The organism is Streptomyces sp. RGM 3693, assembly GCF_050471125.1.
Taxonomy (GTDB): Bacteria; Actinomycetota; Actinomycetes; order Streptomycetales; family Streptomycetaceae; genus Streptomyces.
Genome location: NZ_JBMPPQ010000002.1, coordinates 1746048 through 1768766 on the forward strand (window position 1 = coordinate 1746048; position 22719 = coordinate 1768766).

The 22719-nt window shown below is 71.6% G+C and carries 20 protein-coding genes and 2 tRNA genes; 18 read left to right on the top strand and 4 right to left on the bottom strand.

Annotated features, from left to right (window positions below; genetic code table 11):
- Window positions 1-144: 144 nt before the first annotated feature.
- Window positions 145-1581, top strand: a complete 1437-nt coding sequence (gene obgE, locus ACO0M4_RS25125) for a GTPase ObgE (RefSeq protein ID WP_430373172.1) — start codon at window positions 145-147, stop codon at window positions 1579-1581.
- 108 nt (window positions 1582-1689) lie between these two features.
- On the opposite strand, the gene ACO0M4_RS25130 is transcribed toward obgE, so the two are convergent.
- Window positions 1690-3777: a hypothetical protein gene (locus ACO0M4_RS25130; protein ID WP_430373173.1), complete on the bottom strand. Its 2088-nt coding sequence runs from the start codon at window positions 3775-3777 to the stop codon at window positions 1690-1692.
- Window positions 3778-4163: 386 nt separating this feature from the next.
- Here ACO0M4_RS25130 and proB point away from each other — a divergent pair, with 386 nt between their 5' ends.
- From proB to ACO0M4_RS25155, 5 genes are all read left to right on the top strand, one after another.
- The gene (gene proB, locus ACO0M4_RS25135) at window positions 4164-5261 is read left to right on the top strand and encodes a glutamate 5-kinase (RefSeq protein WP_430373174.1); all 1098 of its coding nucleotides are present in this window, start codon (window positions 4164-4166) and stop codon (window positions 5259-5261) included.
- Window positions 5262-5496: 235 nt separating this feature from the next.
- Window positions 5497-5997, top strand: coding sequence for a hypothetical protein (locus ACO0M4_RS25140; protein ID WP_430373175.1), 501 nt, complete (start codon window positions 5497-5499; stop codon window positions 5995-5997).
- A gap of 193 nt (window positions 5998-6190) precedes the next feature.
- A complete protein-coding gene (locus ACO0M4_RS25145; RefSeq protein ID WP_430373176.1) occupies window positions 6191-7459 on the top strand; it encodes a glutamate-5-semialdehyde dehydrogenase in 1269 nt (422 codons plus the stop codon).
- An 85-nt stretch (window positions 7460-7544) separates the two neighbouring features.
- A complete protein-coding gene (locus tag ACO0M4_RS25150; protein WP_430373177.1) occupies window positions 7545-8153 on the top strand; it encodes a hypothetical protein in 609 nt (202 codons plus the stop codon).
- Window positions 8154-8212: 59 nt separating this feature from the next.
- A complete protein-coding gene (locus ACO0M4_RS25155) occupies window positions 8213-9337 on the top strand; it encodes a hypothetical protein (protein WP_430373178.1) in 1125 nt (374 codons plus the stop codon).
- Here the strand turns inward: ACO0M4_RS25155 and ACO0M4_RS25160 are convergent.
- Entirely contained in the window at window positions 9300-10394 is a 1095-nt protein-coding gene (locus ACO0M4_RS25160) for a M48 family metallopeptidase (RefSeq protein ID WP_430373179.1), read from the bottom strand. The genes ACO0M4_RS25155 and ACO0M4_RS25160 overlap by 38 nt on opposite strands.
- A gap of 130 nt (window positions 10395-10524) precedes the next feature.
- Between ACO0M4_RS25160 and ACO0M4_RS25165 the strand changes: the two genes are divergently transcribed.
- The 7 genes from ACO0M4_RS25165 (at window position 10525) to ACO0M4_RS25195 (ending at window position 15106) form a co-directional block, all read left to right on the top strand.
- Window positions 10525-10674, top strand: coding sequence for a hypothetical protein (locus ACO0M4_RS25165; RefSeq protein WP_430373180.1), 150 nt, complete (start codon window positions 10525-10527; stop codon window positions 10672-10674).
- A 182-nt stretch (window positions 10675-10856) separates the two neighbouring features.
- The gene (locus tag ACO0M4_RS25170) at window positions 10857-11018 is read left to right on the top strand and encodes a hypothetical protein (RefSeq protein ID WP_016577759.1); all 162 of its coding nucleotides are present in this window, start codon (window positions 10857-10859) and stop codon (window positions 11016-11018) included.
- A 53-nt stretch (window positions 11019-11071) separates the two neighbouring features.
- Window positions 11072-11683 carry a nicotinate-nucleotide adenylyltransferase gene (nadD, locus tag ACO0M4_RS25175; protein WP_390023819.1) on the top strand — a complete coding sequence of 204 codons (612 nt, stop codon included), beginning with the start codon at window positions 11072-11074 and terminating at the stop codon, window positions 11681-11683.
- A 24-nt stretch (window positions 11684-11707) separates the two neighbouring features.
- Window positions 11708-13627 carry a LytR C-terminal domain-containing protein gene (locus ACO0M4_RS25180; protein WP_430373181.1) on the top strand — a complete coding sequence of 640 codons (1920 nt, stop codon included), beginning with the start codon at window positions 11708-11710 and terminating at the stop codon, window positions 13625-13627.
- Between the two features lie 207 nt (window positions 13628-13834).
- Window positions 13835-14269 carry a ribosome silencing factor gene (gene rsfS / locus ACO0M4_RS25185; RefSeq protein WP_430373182.1) on the top strand — a complete coding sequence of 145 codons (435 nt, stop codon included), beginning with the start codon at window positions 13835-13837 and terminating at the stop codon, window positions 14267-14269.
- A complete protein-coding gene (locus ACO0M4_RS25190) occupies window positions 14266-14919 on the top strand; it encodes a histidine phosphatase family protein (RefSeq protein WP_430373932.1) in 654 nt (217 codons plus the stop codon). Before rsfS ends, ACO0M4_RS25190 begins: the two co-directional genes overlap by 4 nt.
- Before the next feature lie 114 nt (window positions 14920-15033).
- Window positions 15034-15106: transfer RNA gene (locus ACO0M4_RS25195), tRNA-Ala, on the top strand.
- Between the two features lie 146 nt (window positions 15107-15252).
- Here the strand turns inward: ACO0M4_RS25195 and ACO0M4_RS25200 are convergent.
- Entirely contained in the window at window positions 15253-16215 is a 963-nt protein-coding gene (locus ACO0M4_RS25200) for a helix-turn-helix transcriptional regulator (protein ID WP_430373183.1), read from the bottom strand.
- Window positions 16216-16326: 111 nt separating this feature from the next.
- Between ACO0M4_RS25200 and ACO0M4_RS25205 the strand changes: the two genes are divergently transcribed.
- From ACO0M4_RS25205 to ACO0M4_RS25215, 3 genes are read left to right on the top strand one after another with little or no spacing between them, the layout of a single operon-like run.
- Window positions 16327-17862, top strand: coding sequence for an MFS transporter (locus ACO0M4_RS25205; protein WP_430373184.1), 1536 nt, complete (start codon window positions 16327-16329; stop codon window positions 17860-17862).
- A gap of 57 nt (window positions 17863-17919) precedes the next feature.
- On the top strand, window positions 17920-18096 hold the full coding sequence (locus ACO0M4_RS25210) for a hypothetical protein (protein ID WP_430373185.1): 177 nt from the start codon (window positions 17920-17922) through the stop codon (window positions 18094-18096).
- A 3-nt stretch (window positions 18097-18099) separates the two neighbouring features.
- On the top strand, window positions 18100-18333 hold the full coding sequence (locus ACO0M4_RS25215; RefSeq protein ID WP_147245244.1) for a hypothetical protein: 234 nt from the start codon (window positions 18100-18102) through the stop codon (window positions 18331-18333).
- Between the two features lie 262 nt (window positions 18334-18595).
- On the opposite strand, the gene ACO0M4_RS25220 is transcribed toward ACO0M4_RS25215, so the two are convergent.
- Window positions 18596-20005, bottom strand: a complete 1410-nt coding sequence (locus ACO0M4_RS25220; protein ID WP_430373186.1) for a glycosyltransferase 87 family protein — start codon at window positions 20003-20005, stop codon at window positions 18596-18598.
- Window positions 20006-20170: 165 nt separating this feature from the next.
- Between ACO0M4_RS25220 and ACO0M4_RS25225 the strand changes: the two genes are divergently transcribed.
- Window positions 20171-20243: transfer RNA gene (locus ACO0M4_RS25225), tRNA-Ala, on the top strand.
- Window positions 20244-20590: 347 nt separating this feature from the next.
- Window positions 20591-22549, top strand: coding sequence for a S53 family peptidase (locus tag ACO0M4_RS25230; RefSeq protein WP_430373187.1), 1959 nt, complete (start codon window positions 20591-20593; stop codon window positions 22547-22549).
- The last annotated feature ends 170 nt before the right edge of the window (window positions 22550-22719 follow it).

Sequence of the window (22719 nt, forward strand, 5' to 3'; positions counted from 1 at the left end):
TCTTCTCGCGCCAAGCGGGAAGAACGGTCCGCCCTTGGCGCGTTATGCAGAAGACATTCCCGCTCTACGCATGGCATTCCCGGGCGTAGACGGATATCTCGCTCAGTACGAAGACAACCCCGCTGACCTGGAGGCATCCCCACCATGACCACCTTCGTGGACCGCGTCGAGCTGAACGTCGCCGCGGGTAACGGAGGCCACGGCTGCGCCTCCGTTCACCGGGAGAAGTTCAAGCCGCTCGGCGGCCCTGACGGCGGCAACGGCGGCCGTGGCGGCGATGTGATCCTGGTCGTCGACCAGGACATCACCACGCTCCTCGATTACCACCACCACCCGCACCGCAAGGCCACCAACGGCCAGCCGGGCGCGGGCGACAACCGTGAGGGCAAGAACGGCAAGGACCTGATCCTGCCGGTGCCCGACGGCACCGTCGTCCTGGACAACAACGGCGAGGTGCTGGCCGACCTGGTGGGTCAGGGCACGCAGTTCGTCGCCGGCCAGGGTGGCCGCGGGGGACTGGGCAACGCCGCGCTGGCCTCGGCCCGCCGCAAGGCCCCCGGCTTCGCACTGCTCGGCGAGCCCGGTGAGTCCCGCGACATCGTGCTGGAGCTGAAGACCGTCGCGGACGTCGCGCTGGTCGGCTACCCCAGCGCCGGTAAGTCCTCGCTGATCTCGGTGCTCTCGGCCGCCAAGCCGAAGATCGCCGACTATCCGTTCACGACGCTGGTGCCCAACCTCGGCGTGGTGACCGCGGGGGCGACGGTCTACACCATCGCCGACGTGCCCGGCCTGATCCCCGGCGCCAGCCAGGGCAGGGGCCTGGGCCTGGAGTTCCTGCGGCACGTCGAGCGCTGCGAGGTGCTGGTGCACGTCCTGGACACCGCCACCCTGGAGTCGCACCGCGACCCGGCCTCCGACCTCGACGTCATCGAGGCGGAGCTGGCTCAGTACGGCGGCCTCGGCGACCGGCCGCGGGTGGTCGTCCTCAACAAGGTCGACATCCCCGACGGCAAGGACCTCGCCGACATGATCCGCCCGGACCTGGAGGCGCGCGGCTACCGCGTCTTCGAGGTCTCCGCGGTCGCCCGCCAGGGCCTCAAGGAGCTGTCGTACGCCCTGGCGGACATCGTCGCCACGGCGCGGGCCGCCAAGCCGGTCCAGGAGGCCACCCGGATCGTGATCCGCCCCAAGGCGGTGGACGATGCGGGCTTCACGGTCACCAAGGAGGCCGACGGCCTCTTCCGCGTCCGGGGCGAGAAGCCCGAGCGCTGGGTCCGCCAGACCGACTTCAACAACGACGAGGCGGTCGGCTACCTCGCCGACCGGCTCAACCGCCTGGGTGTGGAGGCCGCGCTCCTCAAGGCGGGCGCCCGCGCCATGGACGGCGTGGCGATCGGTTCCGACGAGGACGCGGTGGTCTTCGATTGGGAGCCGTCGATGTCGGCCGGTGCGGAGATGCTCGGTCGCCGCGGCGAGGACCATCGCTTCGAGGCCCCGCGCCCGTCGGCCCAGCGGCGCCGCGACCGCGATGCGGAGCGCGACGAGGCCCAGGGCGAGTACGACGACTTCTCGCCGTTCTAGACCGCTCCGGCCTGTCCGGCCGGAATGCAGACACGGGCAGGCCCCGGGAGGAACGCTCCTCCCGGGGCCTACCCGTGTCTGCGGGGCCGTGCACGGCCCGCTGTGGGCTCAGACGGCGGCGGTGGTGTCCGGTGCGCCGCCGGAGCCGTGGCGGGCCGTCTCGGTGCCGGTCACGCCCTGCTGCGAGCGCTGCACGGGGATGCCGGACAGCCGGCTCTCCATCCGGCGCCGCCGTTCGTCGGCCTGCACGCACAGGTTCACCGCGGCCTCGTTGAAACGGACCGCCGACGGCGGGTCGGACGGGCCGAGCAGGTGCTCCTTGAGTTCGGCGCGGTCCGCGGCCAGGCCGTCCCGCTCCTGGTCGCGGAGTGCTTCGAGGAGCGCGGGCACGCCGGCCGCGTCGGGCGTGAGGACGGTGGCCGCCCGCACGGTCGGGAAGTTCGCCCGGAAGTCCTCCTCGGTCATCCCGGAGGTGTTGGCGACCGCGTACGGCTTCTCGCTGGAGAGGTAGTCGGAGACCACGCTGGAGACGTCGCTGATCAGCAGGTCCGCCTGGTTGAAGCAGGTGAAGATGCCGGGGCGCACGGTGGTGATGACGCGGTGTTCCCACTCCGGGAGGGAGTTCCAGTACGCCTCCTCCCAGGCGACGACCGCGGCCTCGACGGCGGCCGCGCGGCCTTCCTCGGGGGTGCTCTGGAGCCGCATCCGCTCCAGTTCGTCGGCGCTCTTGCGGAAGTCGGCGGTGGTCAGCCGGTCCAATTCGGCGGTGCGGTGGGCCAGTTCGGCGGCGGTCTCCGCGCCGGGCAGCGCGCCGCCGCGCCGGGCGTTGGCCTCCGCGATCAGCGCCTGGATGCGGGCGTTGGCGGCGCCGGCCCGCGGGTCCACCGAGCCGGTCATCGGATGCGGCTTGTACAGCAGCCGCACGGTGGGGTCGGCGAGCAGGGCGCGGACGATGTTCTCGCCGGCCAGGATCACCGAGGTGTTGCCCGGGTTGCCGTCCCAGCCCTCCCAGGTGGGGGCGTAGAGCACGGTGGTGTACCGGCCGAGCGGGGCGCCCTCGTAGGGCCGGATCGACGCCAGCTGGGGGCGGCCGACCTCGACGACGTCCTTGTCCTCGATGCCGATGTCGGCGAGCTGGTAGCGGTCCCGGGCGGCCGGACCGGCCACCCACACCTCGTCGTACGCCTTGGCGTAGGGGTTGCAGGAGGAGAGCTTGTCGCTCTCGCCGTGGTTGATGAAGGCGTGCTTGATGGAGGGGATCCGCAGGATCTGCGAGGTCTTGCCGGAGTTCGCCGGGTGCAGCAGCACCTTGAGGGTGGAGTGCTCCAGGCGCATCAGGTGGGTGACCTTGGGGATGCAGACGATCGGGATGTCGGTGGCCTCGATCTTCTGCACCATGAAGCGCTCGCGGAGCACGATGATCGGCTTGCCGTCCAGCTCGGCCAGGGTGCTCAGCCACATGTTGGCCTGGTAGGCGGAGGAGGAGCCGCCGGAGAAGTACATGCCGACCGTCGGCCGGTAGGCCGCCAGCCAGTCGTCCAGCCAATCCAGGGCGCGCTGTTCGCCGACGACCTGCTTCCCGGGCAGCAGCCAGGTGCTCAGGTAGAGGGTGCCGCCGGCGGAGAGCAGGAGGGCGATGCCGATGCCGATGCCGCCCCAGAAGGCGTTGCCGGTGACCGCGGTGACCATCATTCCGGCGGTGGTGGGCACCGAGAAGCGCAGCAGCCGCCGGCCGGTCTGGCGGTAGAGGAGCCGCGGCGGGGCGTCGGTGAGCCCCAGTGCGCCGGCGTCGATGTTGCGGGTGACGAGCGGCAGGCTCCGGGACCGGCGGACCAGGACCGCGACCGCCTGGCACACGAAGTGGGTGCCGTAGAAGGCGAGCAGGGTGATGGTCAGGGGGGCCTGCTCCTCCAAGGGGTTGATGCCGTCGATGTGCAGGAGGCCGACCAGCAACAGCATGTCCCGCAGCAGTTGACGCACCGTCACGTCGAAGCGGATCCGGCCGAGTAGGGCGAGCAGGCCGGGCTGCTGGTGCTGGAGGACCAGGTCAAGACCCAGGTTGACCACTGACGCTGCGATGAACAGCGGAATGACGGGCAGCAGCGCGCCGATCAGCTGGGCGGTGAACGCGACCATCATCGCGAAGAGCGCCGCGAGCTGGACGGCTCGTCTGGGGGCGATTCCGGCGGAAGGCACGGGGGAGGGCTCCTGGCAGCAGAAAGGTCATGGGGGGAGGCCGGGGACGGCGGCCGGGTCCCGCGCTGCGACGCCGCAGGAGCGGCGAAACGGGACCGATGGACACCCGACCGTATGACCTCGTTGCCCTTGGTGACAATCTGCTGTGGCTCTCTTCGCCGCGAAACGGACCAATCGAACGCAACCTTCGAGTGTCATTTTCCGTCTTAGTTTTTTACGGCTCGACCTCCTCGCCAGGGGATCCGGGTGTCCGCCGGGGCGTCCGCCAGGCGATATGGCGAGGCGTCCGCCAGGGGTGCTGCCGTAGATTGCGGCTGTACGGGGTTCCGTACGGCAGAGGGAACGGCGAACACAGGGGTGTACAGGTGGTTGGGGCAAGGCAGGACGTGGCAGACGCCCGCCGGATCGTGGTGAAGGTCGGCTCGTCCTCGCTGACCACGGCCACGGGGGGACTGGACGCGGACCGGGTCGACGCCCTGGTGGACGTCCTGGCCAAGCATCAGGACAAGGAGGTCGTACTGGTCTCCTCCGGCGCCATCGCCGCCGGCCTCGCCCCTCTGGGACTCGACCGCCGGCCCCGCGACCTCGCCCGGCAGCAGGCCGCCGCGAGCGTCGGCCAGGGCCTGCTGGTCGCCCGCTACACCGCGTCCTTCGCCCGCTACGGCCGCCGGGTCGGCCAGGTGCTGCTGACCGCCGACGACACCAGCCGCCGGGCCCACTACCGCAACGCCTGTCGCACCCTCGACCAGCTGCTGGCCATGGGGGCGGTGCCGATCGTCAACGAGAACGACACCGTCGCCACCGACGAGATCCGCTTCGGCGACAACGACCGGCTGGCCGCCCTCGTCGCCCACCTCGTCCGCGCCGACCTGCTGATCCTCCTCTCCGACGTGGACGGCCTCTACGACGGCGACCCGTCCACTCCCGGCACGTCCCGGATAGACGTGGTCACCGGACCCAAGGACCTGGAGGGCATCTCCGTCGGGAGCGCCGGGAAGTCCGGCGTCGGGACCGGCGGCATGGTCACCAAGGTCGAGGCGGCCCGGATCGCGGCCGCGGCCGGCGTCCCGGTCGTGCTCACCTCCGCCGTGCACGCCGCCGACGCGCTGGCCGGCGCCGCCACCGGCACCCACTTCCTGCGCACCGGCCGCCGCTCCGCCGACCGGCTGGTGTGGCTGGCGCACGCCTCCACACCGCAGGGCGCCCTGGTCCTGGACGACGGCGCGGTGCGGGCCGTCGTCGAACGGAACTCCTCGCTGCTGCCGGCCGGCATCTCCGCCGTCGAGGGCGAGTTCTCCGCCGGGGACCCGATCGAGCTGCGGGACGCCGCCGGCCACGCGGTCGCCCGTGGGGTGGTCAACTTCGACGCCCGGGAAATCCCTCGATTGATTGGTCGTTCCACCCGGGATCTGGCCCGCGAGCTCGGACCGGCGTATGAGCGCGAGGTCGTGCACCGCGATGACCTGGTGCTGCTGCACCGCTGAGCCGGCCCCGGCGGATCGCCGGCGCGGCCCGCACGGGGCCGACCTTCATCAGCCTTTCACCGGGGACCTTCGGTAAAACGGCCCCGCGAGCGGCCGCGGGCTGGTCAACTTTGTTGCGGGGGCGCCGCAGCGGAGCGGCGCCCGCAGCGCGCGAGCGCAGACGTCGAAGGACGACCGCACCAGTCGGCTCCGCACCTTGAAGGGGCGGAGCGATTCGCATCACAGGAGGCCGCCGGTGACACGAGGGCGCCCAGGGGCTCCGGCCCGAGGGACGGCGGAGCGCACACTGACCAGCGTCGGGACCGGCCGCAGCGCCGCCCGGCAGGACGAGCCCGGCCGGTGGGCGGAGCGGGACCGGACGGCACCGCGGGCGCGGGAGGGCGAGCGCCGGGAGACGTCCCGGCTGTGGCACGTCACCCTCAGCGTCTCGGGCGTCGAGGCCCCGCTGAAGGAGGTCCGGCGGGCGCTCGAACAGCTCGCCTACGACCACCCCTTCCTGCTGACCAGCCGCTACGCCAACGACCACGCCGAGATCCGCTATTGGGAGGAGGCCCGGGACCTGCACGACGCGGCGGCGGTCGCCCTCCGGCTGTGGGGCGAGCACCGCTCGACGGCCAAACTGCCGCCCTGGGAGATCGTCGGCCTGGAGGTCATCGACCGGGAGACGTACCACCAGCGCGTCGCGGAGGGCTACGGACCGCCGCCGGCCTCGCCGGTCGGAGTGCATCCCTACTGACGCCGGTCCGTTGGGTCCCCAGGGCCTGTCCGACGGGGCCGCGCGGGGCGCCACCCATCGGGCAGGCCCTCGCGCGCTCCCCGTACCGGAGCGGCCCCTACGGTGGTCCACCGGCCCCGCCGCCGGTGTGACCGGCGTCCCGCTCTGTGGAATCCGTCGTGGCCCTCGCCCGGCGCGGCGTTAGGCTGCGGCCATGACCAGCAGTGCATCCCTTTCCTCGCCCGTCCTCGACACCGCCCGCCGCGCCAAGGAGGCGGCCGCCGTCCTGGCCCCGCTGCCGCGCACGGCCCGCGACGGGGCGCTGCTCGCCATCGCCGACGCCCTGGTGGCGCACACCGACGTCCTGGTGGCGGCCAACGCCGAGGACATCGAGAAGGCCCGGGCCGCCGGCACCTCCGCGTCGATCGTGGACCGGCTCACCCTCACCCCCGAGCGGATCGCCGCCATCGCCGACGACGTACGCAAGGTCGTCGGGCTGCCCGACCCGGTCGGTGAAGTGGTGCGCGGTTCGACCCTGCCCAACGGCCTCGACCTGCGCCAGGTCCGGGTCCCGCTCGGCGTGATCGGGATCATCTACGAGGCCCGGCCCAATGTGACGGTGGACGCCGCCGCCCTCTGCCTGAAGTCCGGCAACGCCGTGCTGCTGCGCGGCTCGTCCTCCGCGTACGCCTCCAACAGCGCTCTGGTGGACGTGTTGCGCGGTGCCGTGGAGAGCGCCGGGCTGCCGGCCGACGCCGTCCAGCTGGTGCCCGGCGAGAGCCGGGACTCGGTGCGCGAGCTGATGCGCGCCCGCGGCCTGGTCGACGTGCTGATCCCGCGCGGCGGCGCGGCCCTGATCCGCACCGTCGTCGAGGAGTCCACCGTGCCGGTCATCGAGACCGGCACCGGCAACTGCCACGTGTACGTCGACGAGGCCGCCGACCTCGACATGGCGATCGACATCCTGGTCAACTCCAAGGCCCAGCGCCCCAGCGTCTGCAACGCCGCCGAGACGGTGCTGGTGCACGCCGGCATCGCCGAGAAGTTCCTGCCGCGCGCCCTGGAGGCGCTGACCGAGGCAGGCGTGGTGGTGCACGGCGACGCCGCCTGGCAGCAAGCCGGCCCCGGCCTGGTCGCCCCGGTTACCGACGAGGACTGGGCGACGGAATACCTCTCCTACGACATCGCGGCCGCCGTGGTGCCCAACCTGGACGCGGCGGTGGCACACATCCGGCGCTGGTCCTCCGGCCACACCGAGGCCATCGTCACCGGCTCGCAGGCCGCTGCCCGCCGCTTCACCCAGTTGGTGGATTCCACGACGGTCGCGGTCAACGCCTCGACCCGCTTCACCGACGGCGGCCAGTTCGGCTTCGGCGCCGAGATCGGCATCTCCACCCAGAAGCTGCACGCCCGCGGCCCCATGGGTCTGCCGGAGCTGACGTCCACGAAGTACATCGTCACGGGCGACGGCCACACCCGCTGATCCACCCTGCGGACGGCCCCGTTCCGCCCGTATCCGACGGCTTCCCTCCCTGCCCAAAAAGTCCGGCCGGGGCTACCCTGGACGGGTGCCGGACGACGTGGGGGGCACGCCGTTCCCGGACGGCGAACAGCCCGACGAGCACCACCACGGGAGCCACGGACGAGCGGACGACGAGTTCGCTTCCGTGGTCTTCGACGAGGAATTCGTGCGGTCCGCGACGATCCATGAGCCCTCGGCGGTCGAGCGCATGTTGGCCGCCGCCGAGGCACGTGCGGAGGCCGAGGCGGCCGCCCGCCCGGGGGGCGGTTTCGGACCGGACGACGACTACGACTACGGGGACGCCGACGAGCGGCCCCGCGGCCGCGACGCCTATGACCCGTACGGTCCCTACGGCGGGTCCCTGCGCCCCTACCGCGGCACCGCCCGCTGGCACCGGCCCATGGCCTGGGTGCTGGCCGTGGTGATGGGCATCGGACTGGTGGCACTCGCCTTCAGCGCCGTCTACCGGGGTGCCTCCGGCCGTGGTCAGAGCCCCGCGCCGCCGGCCACCTCCACCGGCGTCGACGCTCCGGCTTCCGGCGCGCCCCCCAAGGGCGGGCAGGACAACCTGCGGACGTCCCGCCCAGGGGTACCGGCGGCCGGCTCCGCGGAACCGCTGCGCCCGTCGTTCTCTTCGGGCCCCGGGTCGCACTGACGCGAAGTTGTGGCGCTCTCCGGCGTTTACGTCGGCCCCGTCAGACCTACCCTTGTTGTATGACCGGGCCTGGTGACCCTCCCGAAGGGATGCCTGACGGCGCCCCGGGAGGCGGTGACGACGAGTACCGATCCGTGGTCTTCGACGAGCGGTTCGTGCGCGCCGCGCGACTGCAGGAGTTCTCCGCCGACGAGCGGCTCGGGGAACACCACGCACCGGCGGTGAAGATCCGCCACGCATGGTTGCGGCTGGGCGGATCCCGCCAGGCGATCCTGCTGGTGCTGCTGATCGTGCTGGCCTTCGGCACTGCCGTCTACATGGGCGTACGCCACCCGTACAAGGCCCCCGAGCCGGTCCGGGCCGAGCCGTTGCGGTCCTCGGTGGTGCCGCTGGCGCCGCCCGGCCCCGTACCGGGCGCGACCCCTGCGGACCTCTTCGCGCACAGCCCGGCGGCCGACTACCGGATCGGGGCGGCCGGCATCAACCTCCCCACCGTCCAGCGCAGTGCGCACTTTTCCGACGGCCAGATCGTCACCGCGCTGACCATCGCCAAGGACTACCTCGTCCGCTCGTCGGTGGATCCGGCCACCCTCACCGACGGCGCCGTACGGCCCGTCCGGCTGCTGCTGGACACCGGCCAACTCGACCAGTTCGACCGGAGTCTGGCGCACCCCGACGACAACGGCCGGGACGCGGCGACCGGCTGGCTGGTCCGCTTCGACCCGAAGCAGATCCAGCTCGCCGACCATGACGTCCGCGTCGACGGCACGCTGAGCGCGACGGAGCTGAGCGCGGACACCCTCGACATCGCCGCCGACTACACCTTCGTCTACGCCGTGCAACCGGCCCCGAACGCCCCGAAGGACGCCGCCGGGCAACACGCCGGCACGCCGACGCCAGGCGCCGCCTCGCTCGTCACCGTCCGGCGCGAACTGCACTTCCGGGTCGGCCGGGACGACCTCACCGACCACCGCCTGACCGTCGTACAGAGCAGCCTGCAGGCCGGGCCGCTGAGCTGTTCCTCGGACCCGGCCAACACGCTGCGCCCACTGCTCGCCGGGCAACACGCCGGCCCCGACCGGCCCGCCGGCACCGACCCCTACGCCCGGGGCCGGGCCAACGCCGCGCTCTGTGGCGAGCTTTCGGCTACTTCCCAGCCGACTCCGAGCCATCCGATCCATTAGCGTCGTTCGACCCGCCGGCGCCGTTCGCCCGCGAGCCGAAGACCGTGTCGCGGAGCTTGCCGCCCAGGTCCCCGGCGCCGCCCGCGATATCGCGCACCAGACCCATCAGCGGGTCCTTGCTCGTGCGCACCGACTCGGCGTAGTGCGCCGCGGAGTCCTTGAAGGAGTCGGAGACCGAGGCGTCCTTGTCCTCCTCGCGGCGCAGGTAGTGCCCGTCCATGATGCGCTGGTAGTCGCGGCTCGCGGCCCACTTCTTCAGCTCGGCGGCGCGGACGGTGGTGAACGGGTGGCTGCGCGGCAGGAGGTTGAGGATCTTCAGCACGGAGTCGCGCAGATCGCCACCGGACTCGTACTCCTCGGCCTGCTTGAGGAACGCGTCGACGTTCATCTCGTGCAGGTGGTTGCCACCGGCCAGCTTCATCAGGCCGCGCATCGACGCCTGGAGGTCCTGCCCGACCAGCAGGCCGGCCCGGTCGGCCGACAGCTCCGACTTGCGGAACCACTCGCGCAGCGCCGTCACGATCGCCATGACCGCGACATTGCCGAGCGGGATCCAGGCGACCTTGGTCGCGAGATTGGTCAGGAACAGCAGGATCGTGCGGTAGACCGCGTGCCCCGAGAGGGCGTGGCCCACCTCGTGGCCGATGACGGCCCGCATCTCCTCCTCGTCGAGCAGCTCGACCAGACCGGTCGTCACCACGATGATCGGCTCGTCCAGGCCGATACACATGGCATTGGGCTGCGGGTCCTGATTGACGTACATCGGCGGGACCTTCTCCAGGTCCAGGACGTAACAGGCGTCGCGCAGCATCGCGTGGAGATGGGCGAACTGCTGGTCGCTGACGCGGACCGAGTCCGACAGGAAGAGCAGCCGCAGGCTGCGCTCCGGCAGCAGACCGCTGAGCGTCTTGAAGACGGTGTCGAACCCGCTCAGCTTGCGCAGCGCCACCAGCGCCGAGCGATCTGCCGGGTGCTCGTAGGACCGCGACGAGATGCCGGGGAACCGCTTGCGGTTCCGGCTCGGTACGTTCGCGTCGCCGTCTGGGCTCTCCGTCATTGGGGCCTCCCCCTGTTCGACTGCGTGTGATTCAGACTAGAGGACGCCACTGACAGGCGAATGGATGCCCGGGCGTACGCTGGCGTGCGGACCAATGCCCGCCAGGCCCGTACAAAAGGGAGCCACCGCCATGCCGCATCCGAGCCTGCTGCTCGCCGTCGCCGAGACCTCCAGGGACAGCGGCCCCGGGTGGATCCTGCGCACCGTGATCATCGTCGGCGTGGTGGGTGCCGCGCTGCTCGCGTGGTTCCTGCTGCGCGGCTACGGCAACCAGGACTGACCCCGACCCGGGCCGGCGCCACCGGGGACCGACTCCGAGCAGGACCGACGCCGGCCGGGGAACGGTCCGGGGCGGCGGCCGGGCACCTTCGGGCGGAGTCGGCGTGAGCCCCCCGTGACGTGGCGCTTACGATGTGGCGGAAGCCTCTGTCCGCACCCCGCCCGGATTGGTACCTGCCAAAGATGAGCCTGAACTCCGCCGCACAGTCCCTGGTATCCCTCGCCGAAGCCGGGCACGAAGGTGGCCAGCACGCCAGCCTGAGCCCCTACCTCACCGGCGGCAGTGCCCTTTTCATCCTGCTTCTCCTGCTCTGGATCACCACCCGCTTCAACCGCGACCGCTAAGCCTTTCAGCCCCGGCCCCCGGCACCGCGTCCCGCCAAGTAGGGTCTGCACGCATGGGAGAGCACACAGGGCCCGTGAAGCGGCGGCTCGGAGTGATGGGCGGCACATTCGACCCGATCCATCACGGACACCTGGTCGCCGCCAGCGAGGTGGTCAGTCAGTTCCACCTCGACGAGGTCGTTTTCGTGCCCACGGGGCACCCGTGGCAGAAGAGCCACAAGACGGTGTCCCCGGCCGAGGACCGCTATCTGATGACGGTCATCGCGACCGCGTCCAATCCGCAGTTCTCCGTCAGCCGGATCGACATCGACCGCGGCGGCAAGACGTACACGATAGACACGCTGCGTGATCTGCGGGCTGAACACTGCGACGCGGATCTGTTCTTCATCACCGGCGCCGACGCGCTCAGCCAGATCCTGACCTGGCACGACGCGGCGGAGCTGGTTTCGCTTGCTCACTTCATCGGGGTGACCCGGCCCGGCCACGTCCTTGCGGACCCCGGGCTGCCCGAGGGAGCGGTGTCCTTGGTCGAGGTGCCCGCGCTGGCCATCTCCTCGACCGACTGCCGGGCGCGCGTCGCCCAGGGGGATCCGGTCTGGTACCTCGTACCGGACGGTGTGGTGCGCTACATCGACAAAAAGCAGCTGTACCGCGACGACCGCTGACGGGGCAGACGGAAAGGGGCACCGGTGAGCGACCGACACGATCCGTACGGGCCGCAGGACCCATATCCCCAGGACCCGTACGCCCAGCAGCAGGGGCAGCACGGGCAGCAGGGACAGGGCTACACCTACGACGCGTACGGCCGGCCGGTGCCCCACGAGGCGCCGCAGCAGTACGAAGCGCAGCAGCCGTACGAGCAGCAGCACTACGACCCCTACGGGCAGGGCGCCGCGCCCGGCGCCCCGTCCGGCTACGCCCCCTATGACACCTACGGGGCGCAGGGCGGCCAGGCGCCGCCGACCCAGCAGCCGTACGAGGGGCAGCCCGAGTACGGCTACGACACCTACGGTCGTCAGTCGGTCCAGCAGCAGACCGGCTATCCCCAGCAGTACGACCCGTACACCCAGCCCCAGCAGCCGCCGTCGCACCAGTCGCCCCAGCAGGCGGACTGGATCCCGCAGCAGGCTCCGCAGCCGCCGTATGAGCAGTTCCCCTACGAGGACCAGCAGCCGCACCCCGGGCAGCCGTACCCCGGGCAGTCGCCCCACGAGCAGCCGCAGTACGAGCAGGCGCGTCAGGGGCAGACCGGCCCGGTGCCGGCGGCCGCCCCCGAGGCGCCGCCCGCGCCCGCCGGGTCCAAGAGCGCCGCGGGCCCCAAGGGCGGCTCCGCAGGCTCCGCAGGCTCCGCCGCCGAGGACTTCGGCACCGAGGAGTTCTCCTTCGTCGAGGAGCCGGACGACGACTCCGAAGACGTCATCGACTGGCTGAAGTTCACCGAGAGCCGCACCGAACGGCGCGAGGAGGCCAAGCGGCGCGGCCGCAGCCGGCTCATCGCCCTGTCGGTTGTCCTGGCCCTCCTGGCGGCCGGCGGCGTCGGCTACCTGTGGTGGGCGGGCAAGCTGCCGGGGCTGTCCGGTGCGGGCAGCGGCGGCGCGGCCGAGGCCGGCGGGCAGAAGCGCGACGTCCTGGTGGTGAACCTGCGGGACACCAAGACCGGGAACAGTTCCACCGCCCTCCTGGTGGACAACGAGACCACCCACAAGGGCACCACCCTCCTCCTGCCCAACAGCCTCATCGTCACCAAGGACGACGGCACCACCACGACGCTCGGCAAGTCCGTCAAGGACGACGGCACCGACGCCACCCGGGAGTCCCTCAACACCCTTCTGGGCGCCGACCTCAACGCCAGCTGGCGGCTGGACACCCCTTATCTGGAGAACCTCGTCGAGACGGTCGGTGGGATCAACGTCGACACCAACACCTCCGTCCCCGGCGGCAAGAACGGCGACTCCCCGGCCGTCAAACAGGGCACCGGTCAGCTCCTCAACGGACAGGCGGCCGTCGCCTACGCCACCTACCAGGGCCCGGGGGACACCCAGACCAAGCAGCTGGAGCGGTTCGGGCAGGTCGTGCAGGCCACCCTGAAGAAGGTCTCCAGCGATGCGGACGGCGCCACCGCCACCGTGAAGTCCCTGCTCCAGATCCTCGACCCGCCGCTCACCGAGGCGCAGCTGGGCAGCTCGCTGGCCCAGCGGGCCGAGCTGGCGAAGACCGACAAGTACGACACCGAGGTCCTGCCGGTGCAGGCCGACGGGACGATCGGCCAGAGCACCGCGGCCGGCGTCGTCAAGGACGTCCTGGGCGGCACGGTCAAGAAGACCGCACCGGGCGTGACCCCGCGGGTCGCGGTCCGCAACGCCACCGGCGACAAGGCCGCCACCGGCAAGGCCCAGGTCGCGCTGCTCAACGGCGGCTACACCTTCGTCGACGGCGGCAGCGGCGGGACCGCGGCCACCTCCCAGGTGACCTACGGGGACGCCCCGCAGCGGGCCAAGGCCACCGAGGTCGCCAAGACGCTGGGCCTGCCCACGAGCGCCATCCAGCAGGGGAAGGTCGCCGCCAACGCGGACATCGTGGTGGTCCTGGGCCAGGACTACAAGGGCTGACCGCACGGCGGATCACGGGGCTGAACAGGCAGGATGCCGGCACCTCCCGGTGGGGCGGAAATCCCCGCCGGGAGTGTCGGTGGTCCGTGAGACCCTTGAGGGGTACCTGACCGCCGATCCGGCCACCCAGGACCGCCGGTGCGCCGCGGCCACGTCGCGCGACCTGCGTTCCGGCCGGAGCGGTCCCCTCGACCCGGAAAGCCGCTTGTGACCGCCACGGACCGTTCCCTTGAGCTCATCAACGCCGCCGCCCTGGCGGCGGCCGACAAGCTCGCACACGACATCATCGCCTACGACGTCAGTGACGTCCTCTCGATCACCGACGCCTTCCTGCTGGCCTCCGCGCCCAGCGACCGCCAGGTGAAGGCGATCGTCGACGAGATCGAGGAACGACTCAACAAGGAGCTCGGCGCCAAGCCGGTCCGCCGCGAGGGCGACCGCGAGGCCCGCTGGGTGCTCCTCGACTACGTCGACATCGTCGTCCACGTCCAGCACAGCGAGGAGCGGGTGTTCTACGCCCTGGAGCGCCTGTGGAAGGACTGCCCGGAGATCGACCTCCCCGAGGAGGCCAAGGCCACCCGGGGCAAGGCCGCGGCGCACGCCCGGGCCACCACGGGCGACGAGGACGGAGACCTGAGCTGAACGGCACCAAGGGCGGCCGGGGCCGCCGCGTCGTCCTGTGGCGCCACGGCCAGACGGCCTGGAATCTGGAGCGCCGCTTCCAGGGTTCGACCGACATCGAGCTGACCGGCACCGGCCTAGCGCAGGCCCGCCGCGCCGCCCGGCTGCTGGCTGCCCTGCGCCCGGACGCCATCATCGCGTCCGATCTGCGCCGGGCCGCGGCGACGGCGGGTGAGCTGGCCGCTCTGACGCGGCTGGACGTGTCCCACGACGCCGCGCTGCGGGAGACCTACGCGGGCGCCTGGCAGGGCCTGACGCACGACGAGATCCTCGCTCAGTACGGCGCGGAGTACGCCGCGTGGAAGCGCGGTGAGCCAGTGCGCCGCGGCGGTGGCGAACTGGAGACCGAGGTCGCCGACCGGGCCGCCCCGGTCGTCCTCCACCACGCCGACAAGCTGCCCGACGACGGCACGCTGGTCGTCGTCAGCCACGGCGGCACCATCCGCACCACCATCGGGCGGCTGCTCGGCCTGGAGTCCCACCACTGGGAGGGGCTGGGCGGTCTGTCGAACTGCTGCTGGTCCGTATTGGGCGAGGGCGCGCGCGGCTGGCGGCTGCTGGAGCACAATGCCGGCACCCTGCCGGAGCCGGTGCTCGGCGACGACGACTGAGCCGCCGGGGCGGGGGCGGCCGGACCGGATTTCACATCCGGGCAGGTCGCAGGCTAAAGTTCTTCTTGTTCGCGGCGCCGCCGGGGAAACCCCCGGAGGAACGGAACAAGACCCGGGGCTATAGCTCAGTTGGTAGAGCGCCTGCATGGCATGCAGGAGGTCAGGAGTTCAATTCTCCTTAGCTCCACAGCCCGGAAGATCCCGCCTCCTTCAGGAGGCGGGATCTTCGCGTTACGCAACGGGTGTTGCGACACGGCGGGGCTATCGCAGGCAGGTGGGCCTGACGCCGTGCCGGGAGGCGGCACGCCGCTGCCGGCGGACCCATGGGCCACCTCACTCCGTTATGGTGCGCCGCTCCGCGGGCTCGGTGCCGCTGCGCTCCCACCTCCGCTCCAGGTCCGCGCTGGCCTCGGAGGCGGGCCGCAGATGCTCGGGGCAGCCGATGAGCGGGTCATGGACCGTGCGCAGCACCGCCGTCAGCCGGTGGCTCTCCTCGTCGGCCGGGGTGTAGACCACGATCCGGGTCTCGGGGACCCCGCCCACCGCCAGCGACGTGGAGACCAGCCGTATCTCGCCGACCGAGGCGTGCTGGATCACCTTTGTGCGGTTGCCGTGCGGGGCGACGTCCCCGGCCGCCCACAGGTGGGCGAACTCCGCACTGGCCCGCGACAGCCGGGCGATCAGGGTCTCCCAGGCGGGCTCGCCGACGTGCCGCCCGTAGGCGCCGCGGAGTTGGGCCACCAGCGCCGGGAACTCCTCGTCGCGGTTGCGGATCGTGCAGCAACACGGGGGCATCGTCAACAGCTGCCACAGGACGTTGCGGGCCGGGCCGCGGGCGAGCGCGATGGTGGGGAAGACGCCTTGGTAGGCGGAGTTGGACGCGAGGACGTCGTAACGGGCGTTGTAGACCACCGCGGGCAGCGGTACCAGGGCGTCGATGATGCCGCGCACCTCCGGGCCGACGGACTGTGCGTCCGCCTCCCTGGCGGGGACGTACGGCACCTCGGCGAGGTGGTAGAGGTGCTCCCGCTCGGCGTCGTCCAGCCGGAGCGTACGGGCGACCGCGTCCAGCACGTGCCCGCTGGCGTTGATCGGGCGGCCCTGTTCCAACCAGGTGTACCAGGTCACCCCGACGCCGGAGAGCTGGGCGACCTCCTCGCGGCGCAGGCCGGGTGTGCGGCGTCGCAGCCCGGGAGGCATGCCCACGTCCTGCGGTGTCACCCGGGCGCGCCGGCTGCGCAGGAAGGCGGCCAGCTCGGGCCGTCGCCGCCGGTCTGCTCGGACCGAGGTCGTCATGCCACTCACACCCCCATCGTCGGGGCAGGCCGGGGGGCCTGCCAGGTGCTGTCGGTACCAGCATCGACGGGCACTCGTTACCGGTATCCGTCCGCCGCCAGGCTCCCTGTCATGACCGACAACCTGACCGCGGATGCCACCGGCGACCGCACCCGGAGCCGCAGCCGCGTCCGCTCCCCGGGGGCGCGGCCCACGCGTGCCGACACCGCGTCAACTCCACCTGCCATTAAAGACTCCGGCACTGACAGTGCCGTCGCCGGCGGCCGGTCCAGCGGCTCGACACGGGTGTTGGTGATCGTCCTCGCCGGGCAGTTCATGGCGCTGTTGGACGCCTTCATCGTCAATGTCGCCGCCCCCTCGATCGGCGCCGGTCTGCACGCCTCGGGGGCCGCGCTGCAACTCGTCATCGCCGGCTACACCATCGCGTACGCGGTGCTGCTCATCACCGGGGCCCGGCTCGGTGAACTGCTGGGTCCACGGCGGACGTTCCTGGCCGGACTCGCGGTCTTCACCGCTGCCTCGCTGGCCTGCGGACTGGCCGCGGACGCCGGACAGCTGATCGCGTTCCGGGTCGTCCAGGGGGCGGGTGCCGCGGTGATGCTCCCGCAGGTGTTGGGGCTGATCCAGCGGACGTTCACGGGCGCCGCACGGACCCGGGCCATCGGGGCGTACACCGGGGTGCTGGCGGTGGGGGCGGTCAGCGGGCAGATCGCCGGTGGGGTGTTGGTCAGCGCGGACCTCTTCGGCGCGGGCTGGCGGCCGGTGTTCCTGGTGAACGTGCCGATCGGCGCGCTGCTGTTGGCGGCCGGGCCGCGACTGATCCCCCGGGACCGGCCGTCCGGTGTGCCGCGCGGGCTGGACCTGCCCGGACTGGTGCTGCTGGCCGGCGCGTTGGGCCTGGTGACGGTCCCGCTGGTGCTCGGCCAGGAGGCCGGGTGGCCACAGTGGTCCTGGTGGTCGCTGGGCGGTGGTGCGTTCCTGCTGGTGGCGTTCGCGGCATACGAGGCGGCCCGGGCCCGGAGGGGCGGGGCGCCGCTGATCGCGCCCCGGGTGGCGGGTGCGCCGGGGATGCCCGTGAAGGTGGTGCGGATCGCCGTGGTGATGGCCGTCAACGCGGGCTACATGTTCGCGCTGACGCTGCACTTCCAGAACGCGCTCCACTACAGCGCGCTGCGCACCGGGCTGACCTTCGTGCCGACGGCGTTGGCCTACGGGATGGTCGGGCTGTGGTGGCGGCGGTTGCCGCAGCGGGTACACCCGCTGCTGGTCCCGTGCGGGTTCGTGCTGATCTGCGTGGCGCTGCTCGGGATCGGGTTGGCGCTCAAGGGTGGCGGGGACGGCGGGGGGTGGGTGTTCGTGGCGTATACCGTGCTGGGCGCCGGGTTCGGCTTCGCCCACAGCGCCAATCTGGCCGCCGCGTTGGCGTCCGTCCGTACGGAGGACGCGGCGGACGCCAGCGGGCTGGTGGTGACCGTGAACCAGGTCGGACTCCTGCTCGGAACCTCGCTTTTCGGGACGCTCTTCCTGAACCGACTGGCAGCTGAGGGGGCGGGTGGGGCGTCGACGGCGCTGTGGGGGAGCGTTCTCGCGCTGAGCGGCGTGGCGGCGCTCGGCGGGCTGGTCGGGGTGCTCCGTAGGCGGACCTGACCCGGTGGGCGGTCCGTGGCAGAATCGGACGGCGCCGCCAGGGGAGGAGAGATCACGATGCCGACGAGCATCCTTGGGCAGGTCGACGACCTGCTCGGCCCCGCCGCCGCATGTGCTGCCGCGGGCGTGACTCTCCAGTGCCCCTCGTGCGGCTCCTCCCATATCGCACAGGTGCTGGGCGACAACGGCGGTGTTTCCTTCGTCTGTACGGCCTGCGGCCACAGTTGGAGCTGATGGATGGGCGCCCACAGCAGGAAGTGCGACTGGTGCGGCAGCGGTACGCCGATCGTCCGCGACATGGAGCCGGTCAACGCCGACTACCAGTACTGGTGCGAGGAATGTGCGCGCGCTCTGGTCATAAAGGGCGACCCCATCGAGACCTACCGTGAGCTCGACGGGGAGCCGATCTACGGCCGGCTGCTGGAAGAACACTGCACGCTGAAACGGTTCTATTCCTTCGCCACGGCCTGAGTGAGGGCATGCGCCGGGCGGGCAGGGCTGGGATGGCCCCGAACGTCACCAAGCAATCATTTTCCGGCCCGTGTTGTGCGAGTGCGAACAGTTCCGATCGTTTCCGATGGTTCGGAATTCCCGCGGAGCGGCGAGGCGTTCACGCATCGGAACCCGCTGCCGACTCGGCCGGCCGCGGGACCGCGGCAGCGTGACGAAGAAGGCGGCACGACGGGGGCGGATATGACGACGATCGGCAGCACACGAGCGGTGGCGGGGACGGTCACGGGCCGGGGGGCCCGGCAGGACCGGACGGAGAAGCGGACCCGGATGCGGAATCCGGCCCGGACTCGGACGTGGACCTGGCCCTGGGCGACGTCGCCGGTTCGGATATCGCGGTGGCGTCCGCCGGTCGCCGGAGCCGGACCGCGGTCAGCACCAGCAGGGTGAGCCCGGCCAGCGGGTAGACCGCGGAGAGCAACATCTGGCCGGCGTTCTGGTGGAGTTCCTCGTGCTGATGCCAGCGGTGTGGCACCCACCACAGCGCGAACGAGCAGAACAGCAGCCCCATCGCACCGGTCACTGTCCACCAGTGGCGGGCCGTGGTGCCCGAGTGCCGCAGCGCCTCGGAGCCGAACAGGATCAGCATCGGGACGCCCCACACCCAGTGGTGCGACCAGGAGATCGGGCTGATCAGCAGGGCGGTGGCCGCGCAGGTCAGGACGGCCCAGGCGCGCTCGCCGCGCAGTAGCGCCCCGGCGGCCAGCGCCAGCCCGGCGGCGGACGCCAGCGCGGCCAGGACGAGCCAGGCGACGCCGGGGTCGTGGGTGTGCAGCAGCCGGGCCAGGGCGCCCCGCAGCGACTGGTTCGCGGTGATCTCCACCTCGCCGACCCGGTCGGCGGCGAAGACGATCTCGGTCCAGAAGCGGTGTGAGTCGCGCGGGAGCGCGACCGCGGAGAGGAGAGCGGTGGCGCAGAACGTGCCGGTGGCGACGGCGGCCTGCCGCAGCCAGGGGTTCCAGGCGGCGCGCCACCCCGCGCCGGAGCGCAGCTGGCGCACGGCGCGGACCGTGCCGGCCAGGGCGAGGAAGACAGCGAACAGCGCTGGGGTCAGCTTGATGCCGGCCGCGATGCCGATGCCGATGCCGGGCCAACGGTTGGTGTCCCGGCGGGTCAGGTCCCACAGCACCAGCACGGCGAGCAGGAGGTTGATCTGCCCGTAGCGCAGCGTCGTCCAGACCGGTTCGCACCACACCAGCAGCGCGGAGAGTGCCAGCGACGCGGCGAGCGGGGGGAGCCGCCGGGGCCGGCCGACCAGGCGGAGGGAGAGGTGGACGACGGCGACGAGCAAGACGAGGTTCCCGGCCGTGGCCAGGGTGCGCATCACCGGGACGCCGAAGAAGGTGAGCGGGACGAACAGCAGCGCGGCGAAGGGCGGATAGGTGTTGGGCAGCCGTGCGGAGGTGGCCACCATGTCGTAGAGGTCCTTGCCGTCCCGGGCGGTCTGGCCCTCGGCGCGGTAGACCATGAGGTCCACCATCGAGACGTGCGCCAGCCGCTGTGCGACCCAGAAGGCGGCGAAGGAGACCAGGCAGGCCAGCGCCGCGGCGAGCACCGGGTGGCGGCGGATCACGCCCGCGCGGGGGTGCGGGCCGCGAGGCTCGGTGGGCTGGTCCGGATCCAGCGCAGTCACGGCGTACGGCTCCCCAGGACGAATCGGGCACGGCTCGCCGACAGTACCTCGGGTCCCGTCGGAGGGCCCGCGAGAGAACGATTTGGCAGAAGCCCGGGAGGTCCGTGTAAAGTAGGCGATGCCGCAGCGGGGAGCCGAAAGGAAACCGCAGCGGAGACAAGACCTGGGGCTATAGCTCAGTTGGTAGAGCGCCTGCATGGCATGCAGGAGGTCAGGAGTTCAATTCTCCTTAGCTCCACAGAAGGCAGAGAGGGTCGTCCGTCACGGACGACCCTCTCTGTCGTGCGTGCGGGGACGGTCGGGCCCGCGGTGCGGGGATCTACAAGGGTTGCCCTGATATTCGGTCAACAACGTGACCGGTGTGGCGAGTTGGGCGTCGCCTCTGCGACCGATTCTGCCCGCTCGTTGCCGTTCTTTGGGCTCTTCTTGGTGATCGCATAACCCTGACATGAACGGTTCACCGAAAGAGTGGCGAATCGCGTGAGCGTCACATCCGACGCATTCACCGCTGATGAGGTGGCGCGCACCGGCGCACCGGCGCGGCGTCACCACGCAGCGCACCGCATCGCCACAGCAGGGGGTTACATGAGAGCAAGCCGCACCAGATCACCGCGCGTCCGCGTCGGTCTGGCCTGGGCAGCGGCGCTGCCGCTGGTCGCCGGAGCGCTCGCGCTCGGTGCACCGGCCGCCGACGCCGCGGGCCACGACGGGGGCCGGCACGCGCTGCAGGGGACCAAGCCGCGGTGGGCCACCGAGCAGGCCGACCAGGGTGCCACCGCCGGCGCCACCGAGGTCAATGCCCGGGTCTACCTGGCCGGCCGCGACGCCAAGGGCCTCGCGGACTACGCCAAGGCAGTCTCCGACCCGCACTCCGGCACGTACGGGAAGTACCTGAGTCCCACCCAGGTGCAGGCCCGCTACGGCGCCACGCAGGACCAGATAGCTAGGGTGACCGCCTGGCTGAAGAAGGCCGGCCTGACGGTCACCGGCACCACCGACCGCTATGTGACGGTCACCGGCGATGCGGCCGCCGCCCAGCGGGCCTTCGCCACCGGCCTGCACAACTACCGCAAGAGCGGCCACACCTACCACGCGCCGTCGGCCACCGCCTCCGCGCCCGCGTCCGTCTCCGACGCGGTCCTGACGGTCACCGGCCTGGACAACGCGCCCCGGCTGGCCCGGCACCACTCCGCCGAACTGCCGCCGCCGTCCCCCGTCTTCCGCAACTCCGGGCCGTTCTCCACCTACTACGGTTCGCGGACCAACGAGAACCTGCCCTCGGCCTACGGGAGCAAGGCGCCGTACGCGATCAAGGGCTACACCGGCAAGCAGCTGCGCGCCGCATACGGGGCGAAGAAGTGGACCGGCAAGGGCGTCACCGTCGCGATCACCGACGCCTACGCCTCGCCGACCATCGCCAAGGACGCGGACACCTACGCCGCCCGCAATGGTGATCCCCGTTACGGCAAGGGCCAGCTGTCGCAGGTCCTGCCGAAGGACTACACGCACATCAAGGACTGCGGCGCGGCCGGCTGGTACGGCGAGGAGACCCTCGACGTCGAGGCCGTGCACGCGGTCGCCCCCGCCGCGGACATCGTCTACGTCGGTGCCGCCTCCTGCCAGGACGACGACCTGCTGGACTCGCTCGGCAAGGTCGTCGACGGTCGGCTCGCCGACATCGTCTCCAACTCCTGGGGCGACGTCGAGGCCAACGAGACCCCCGACACGGCTGCCGCCTACGACCAGCTCTTCCAGCGGGGCGCAGTAGAGGGCATCGGTTTCTACTTCTCCTCCGGCGACAACGGTGACGAGGTCGCCAACACCGGCACCAAGCAGGTGGACACCCCCGCGAACTCCGCATGGGTGACCGCGGTCGGTGGCACCTCCCTGGCCGTCGGCAAGGGCAACAGCTACCAGTGGGAGACCGGCTGGGGCACCCAGAAGTCGGTGCTCTCCAAGGACGGCAACGACTGGACCGACTTCCCCGGTGCCTTCAACGGCGGCGCGGGCGGCGGCACCAGCAAGTCCGTCGCGCAGCCCTTCTACCAGCGCGGCGTCGTCCCGGACGCGCTGGCCAAGGTCAACGGTGGCGGCGCCATGCGCACCGTCCCGGACATCGCGGCCGTCGCCGACCCCAACACCGGCTTCCTGGTCGGCCAGACCCAGACCCTGCCCAACGGCAAGCTCGGCTACGAGGAGTACCGCATCGGCGGCACTTCCCTGGCCGCGCCGGTGATCGCGGGCGTCCAGGCGCTGGCCCAGCAGGCCCGGCACGGCATCGCCATCGGCTTCGCCAACCCGGCCATCTACCAGCGTTACGGCACCTCCGCCCTGCACGACGTGACCGACCACCCGCTGGGTGCCGGCCGTGACCTGGCGGTCGTCCGGATGGACTTCGCCAACGGCATCGACGCCAGCAAGGGCACCATCACGTCGCTGCGCAGCCTGGGCAAGGACAGCTCGCTGCACGCCACCGTCGGCTACGACGACGTCACCGGCGTCGGCACCCCGGGGGCCGGCTACGTGAGCTCCTACCGCCCCTGACGCAGGGGTGCCACACCTCCCTCCCCGCAGACTCGTGACCTCACGGGCGTGACGGTAGGACGGTGGGTGTAACGCGGCGGGGCCCGTGCCCGGGGGAATCCCGGCCACGGGCCCTGGGTGCCCTGGGGTACCCTGGCGCCATGTGTGCCGTACGCCTTCTGCTTAGCGGG

Excerpts from the sequence above, each read along its gene's own strand:
- obgE (WP_430373172.1), top strand. The coding sequence starts at position 145 with ATGACCACCTTCGTGGACCGCGTCGAGCTGAACGTCGCCGCGGGTAAC.
- ACO0M4_RS25145 (WP_430373176.1), top strand. The coding sequence starts at position 6,191 with ATGACCAGCAGTGCATCCCTTTCCTCGCCCGTCCTCGACACCGCCCGC.
- ACO0M4_RS25155 (WP_430373178.1), top strand. The coding sequence starts at position 8,213 with ATGACCGGGCCTGGTGACCCTCCCGAAGGGATGCCTGACGGCGCCCCG.
- ACO0M4_RS25160 (WP_430373179.1), bottom strand. The coding sequence starts at position 10,394 with ATGACGGAGAGCCCAGACGGCGACGCGAACGTACCGAGCCGGAACCGC.
- ACO0M4_RS25165 (WP_430373180.1), top strand. The coding sequence starts at position 10,525 with ATGCCGCATCCGAGCCTGCTGCTCGCCGTCGCCGAGACCTCCAGGGAC.
- ACO0M4_RS25170 (WP_016577759.1), top strand. The coding sequence starts at position 10,857 with ATGAGCCTGAACTCCGCCGCACAGTCCCTGGTATCCCTCGCCGAAGCC.
- nadD (WP_390023819.1), top strand. The coding sequence starts at position 11,072 with ATGGGAGAGCACACAGGGCCCGTGAAGCGGCGGCTCGGAGTGATGGGC.
- ACO0M4_RS25200 (WP_430373183.1), bottom strand. The coding sequence starts at position 16,215 with ATGACGACCTCGGTCCGAGCAGACCGGCGGCGACGGCCCGAGCTGGCC.
- ACO0M4_RS25205 (WP_430373184.1), top strand. The coding sequence starts at position 16,327 with ATGACCGACAACCTGACCGCGGATGCCACCGGCGACCGCACCCGGAGC.
- ACO0M4_RS25210 (WP_430373185.1), top strand. The coding sequence starts at position 17,920 with ATGCCGACGAGCATCCTTGGGCAGGTCGACGACCTGCTCGGCCCCGCC.
- ACO0M4_RS25215 (WP_147245244.1), top strand. The coding sequence starts at position 18,100 with ATGGGCGCCCACAGCAGGAAGTGCGACTGGTGCGGCAGCGGTACGCCG.
- ACO0M4_RS25230 (WP_430373187.1), top strand. The coding sequence starts at position 20,591 with ATGAGAGCAAGCCGCACCAGATCACCGCGCGTCCGCGTCGGTCTGGCC.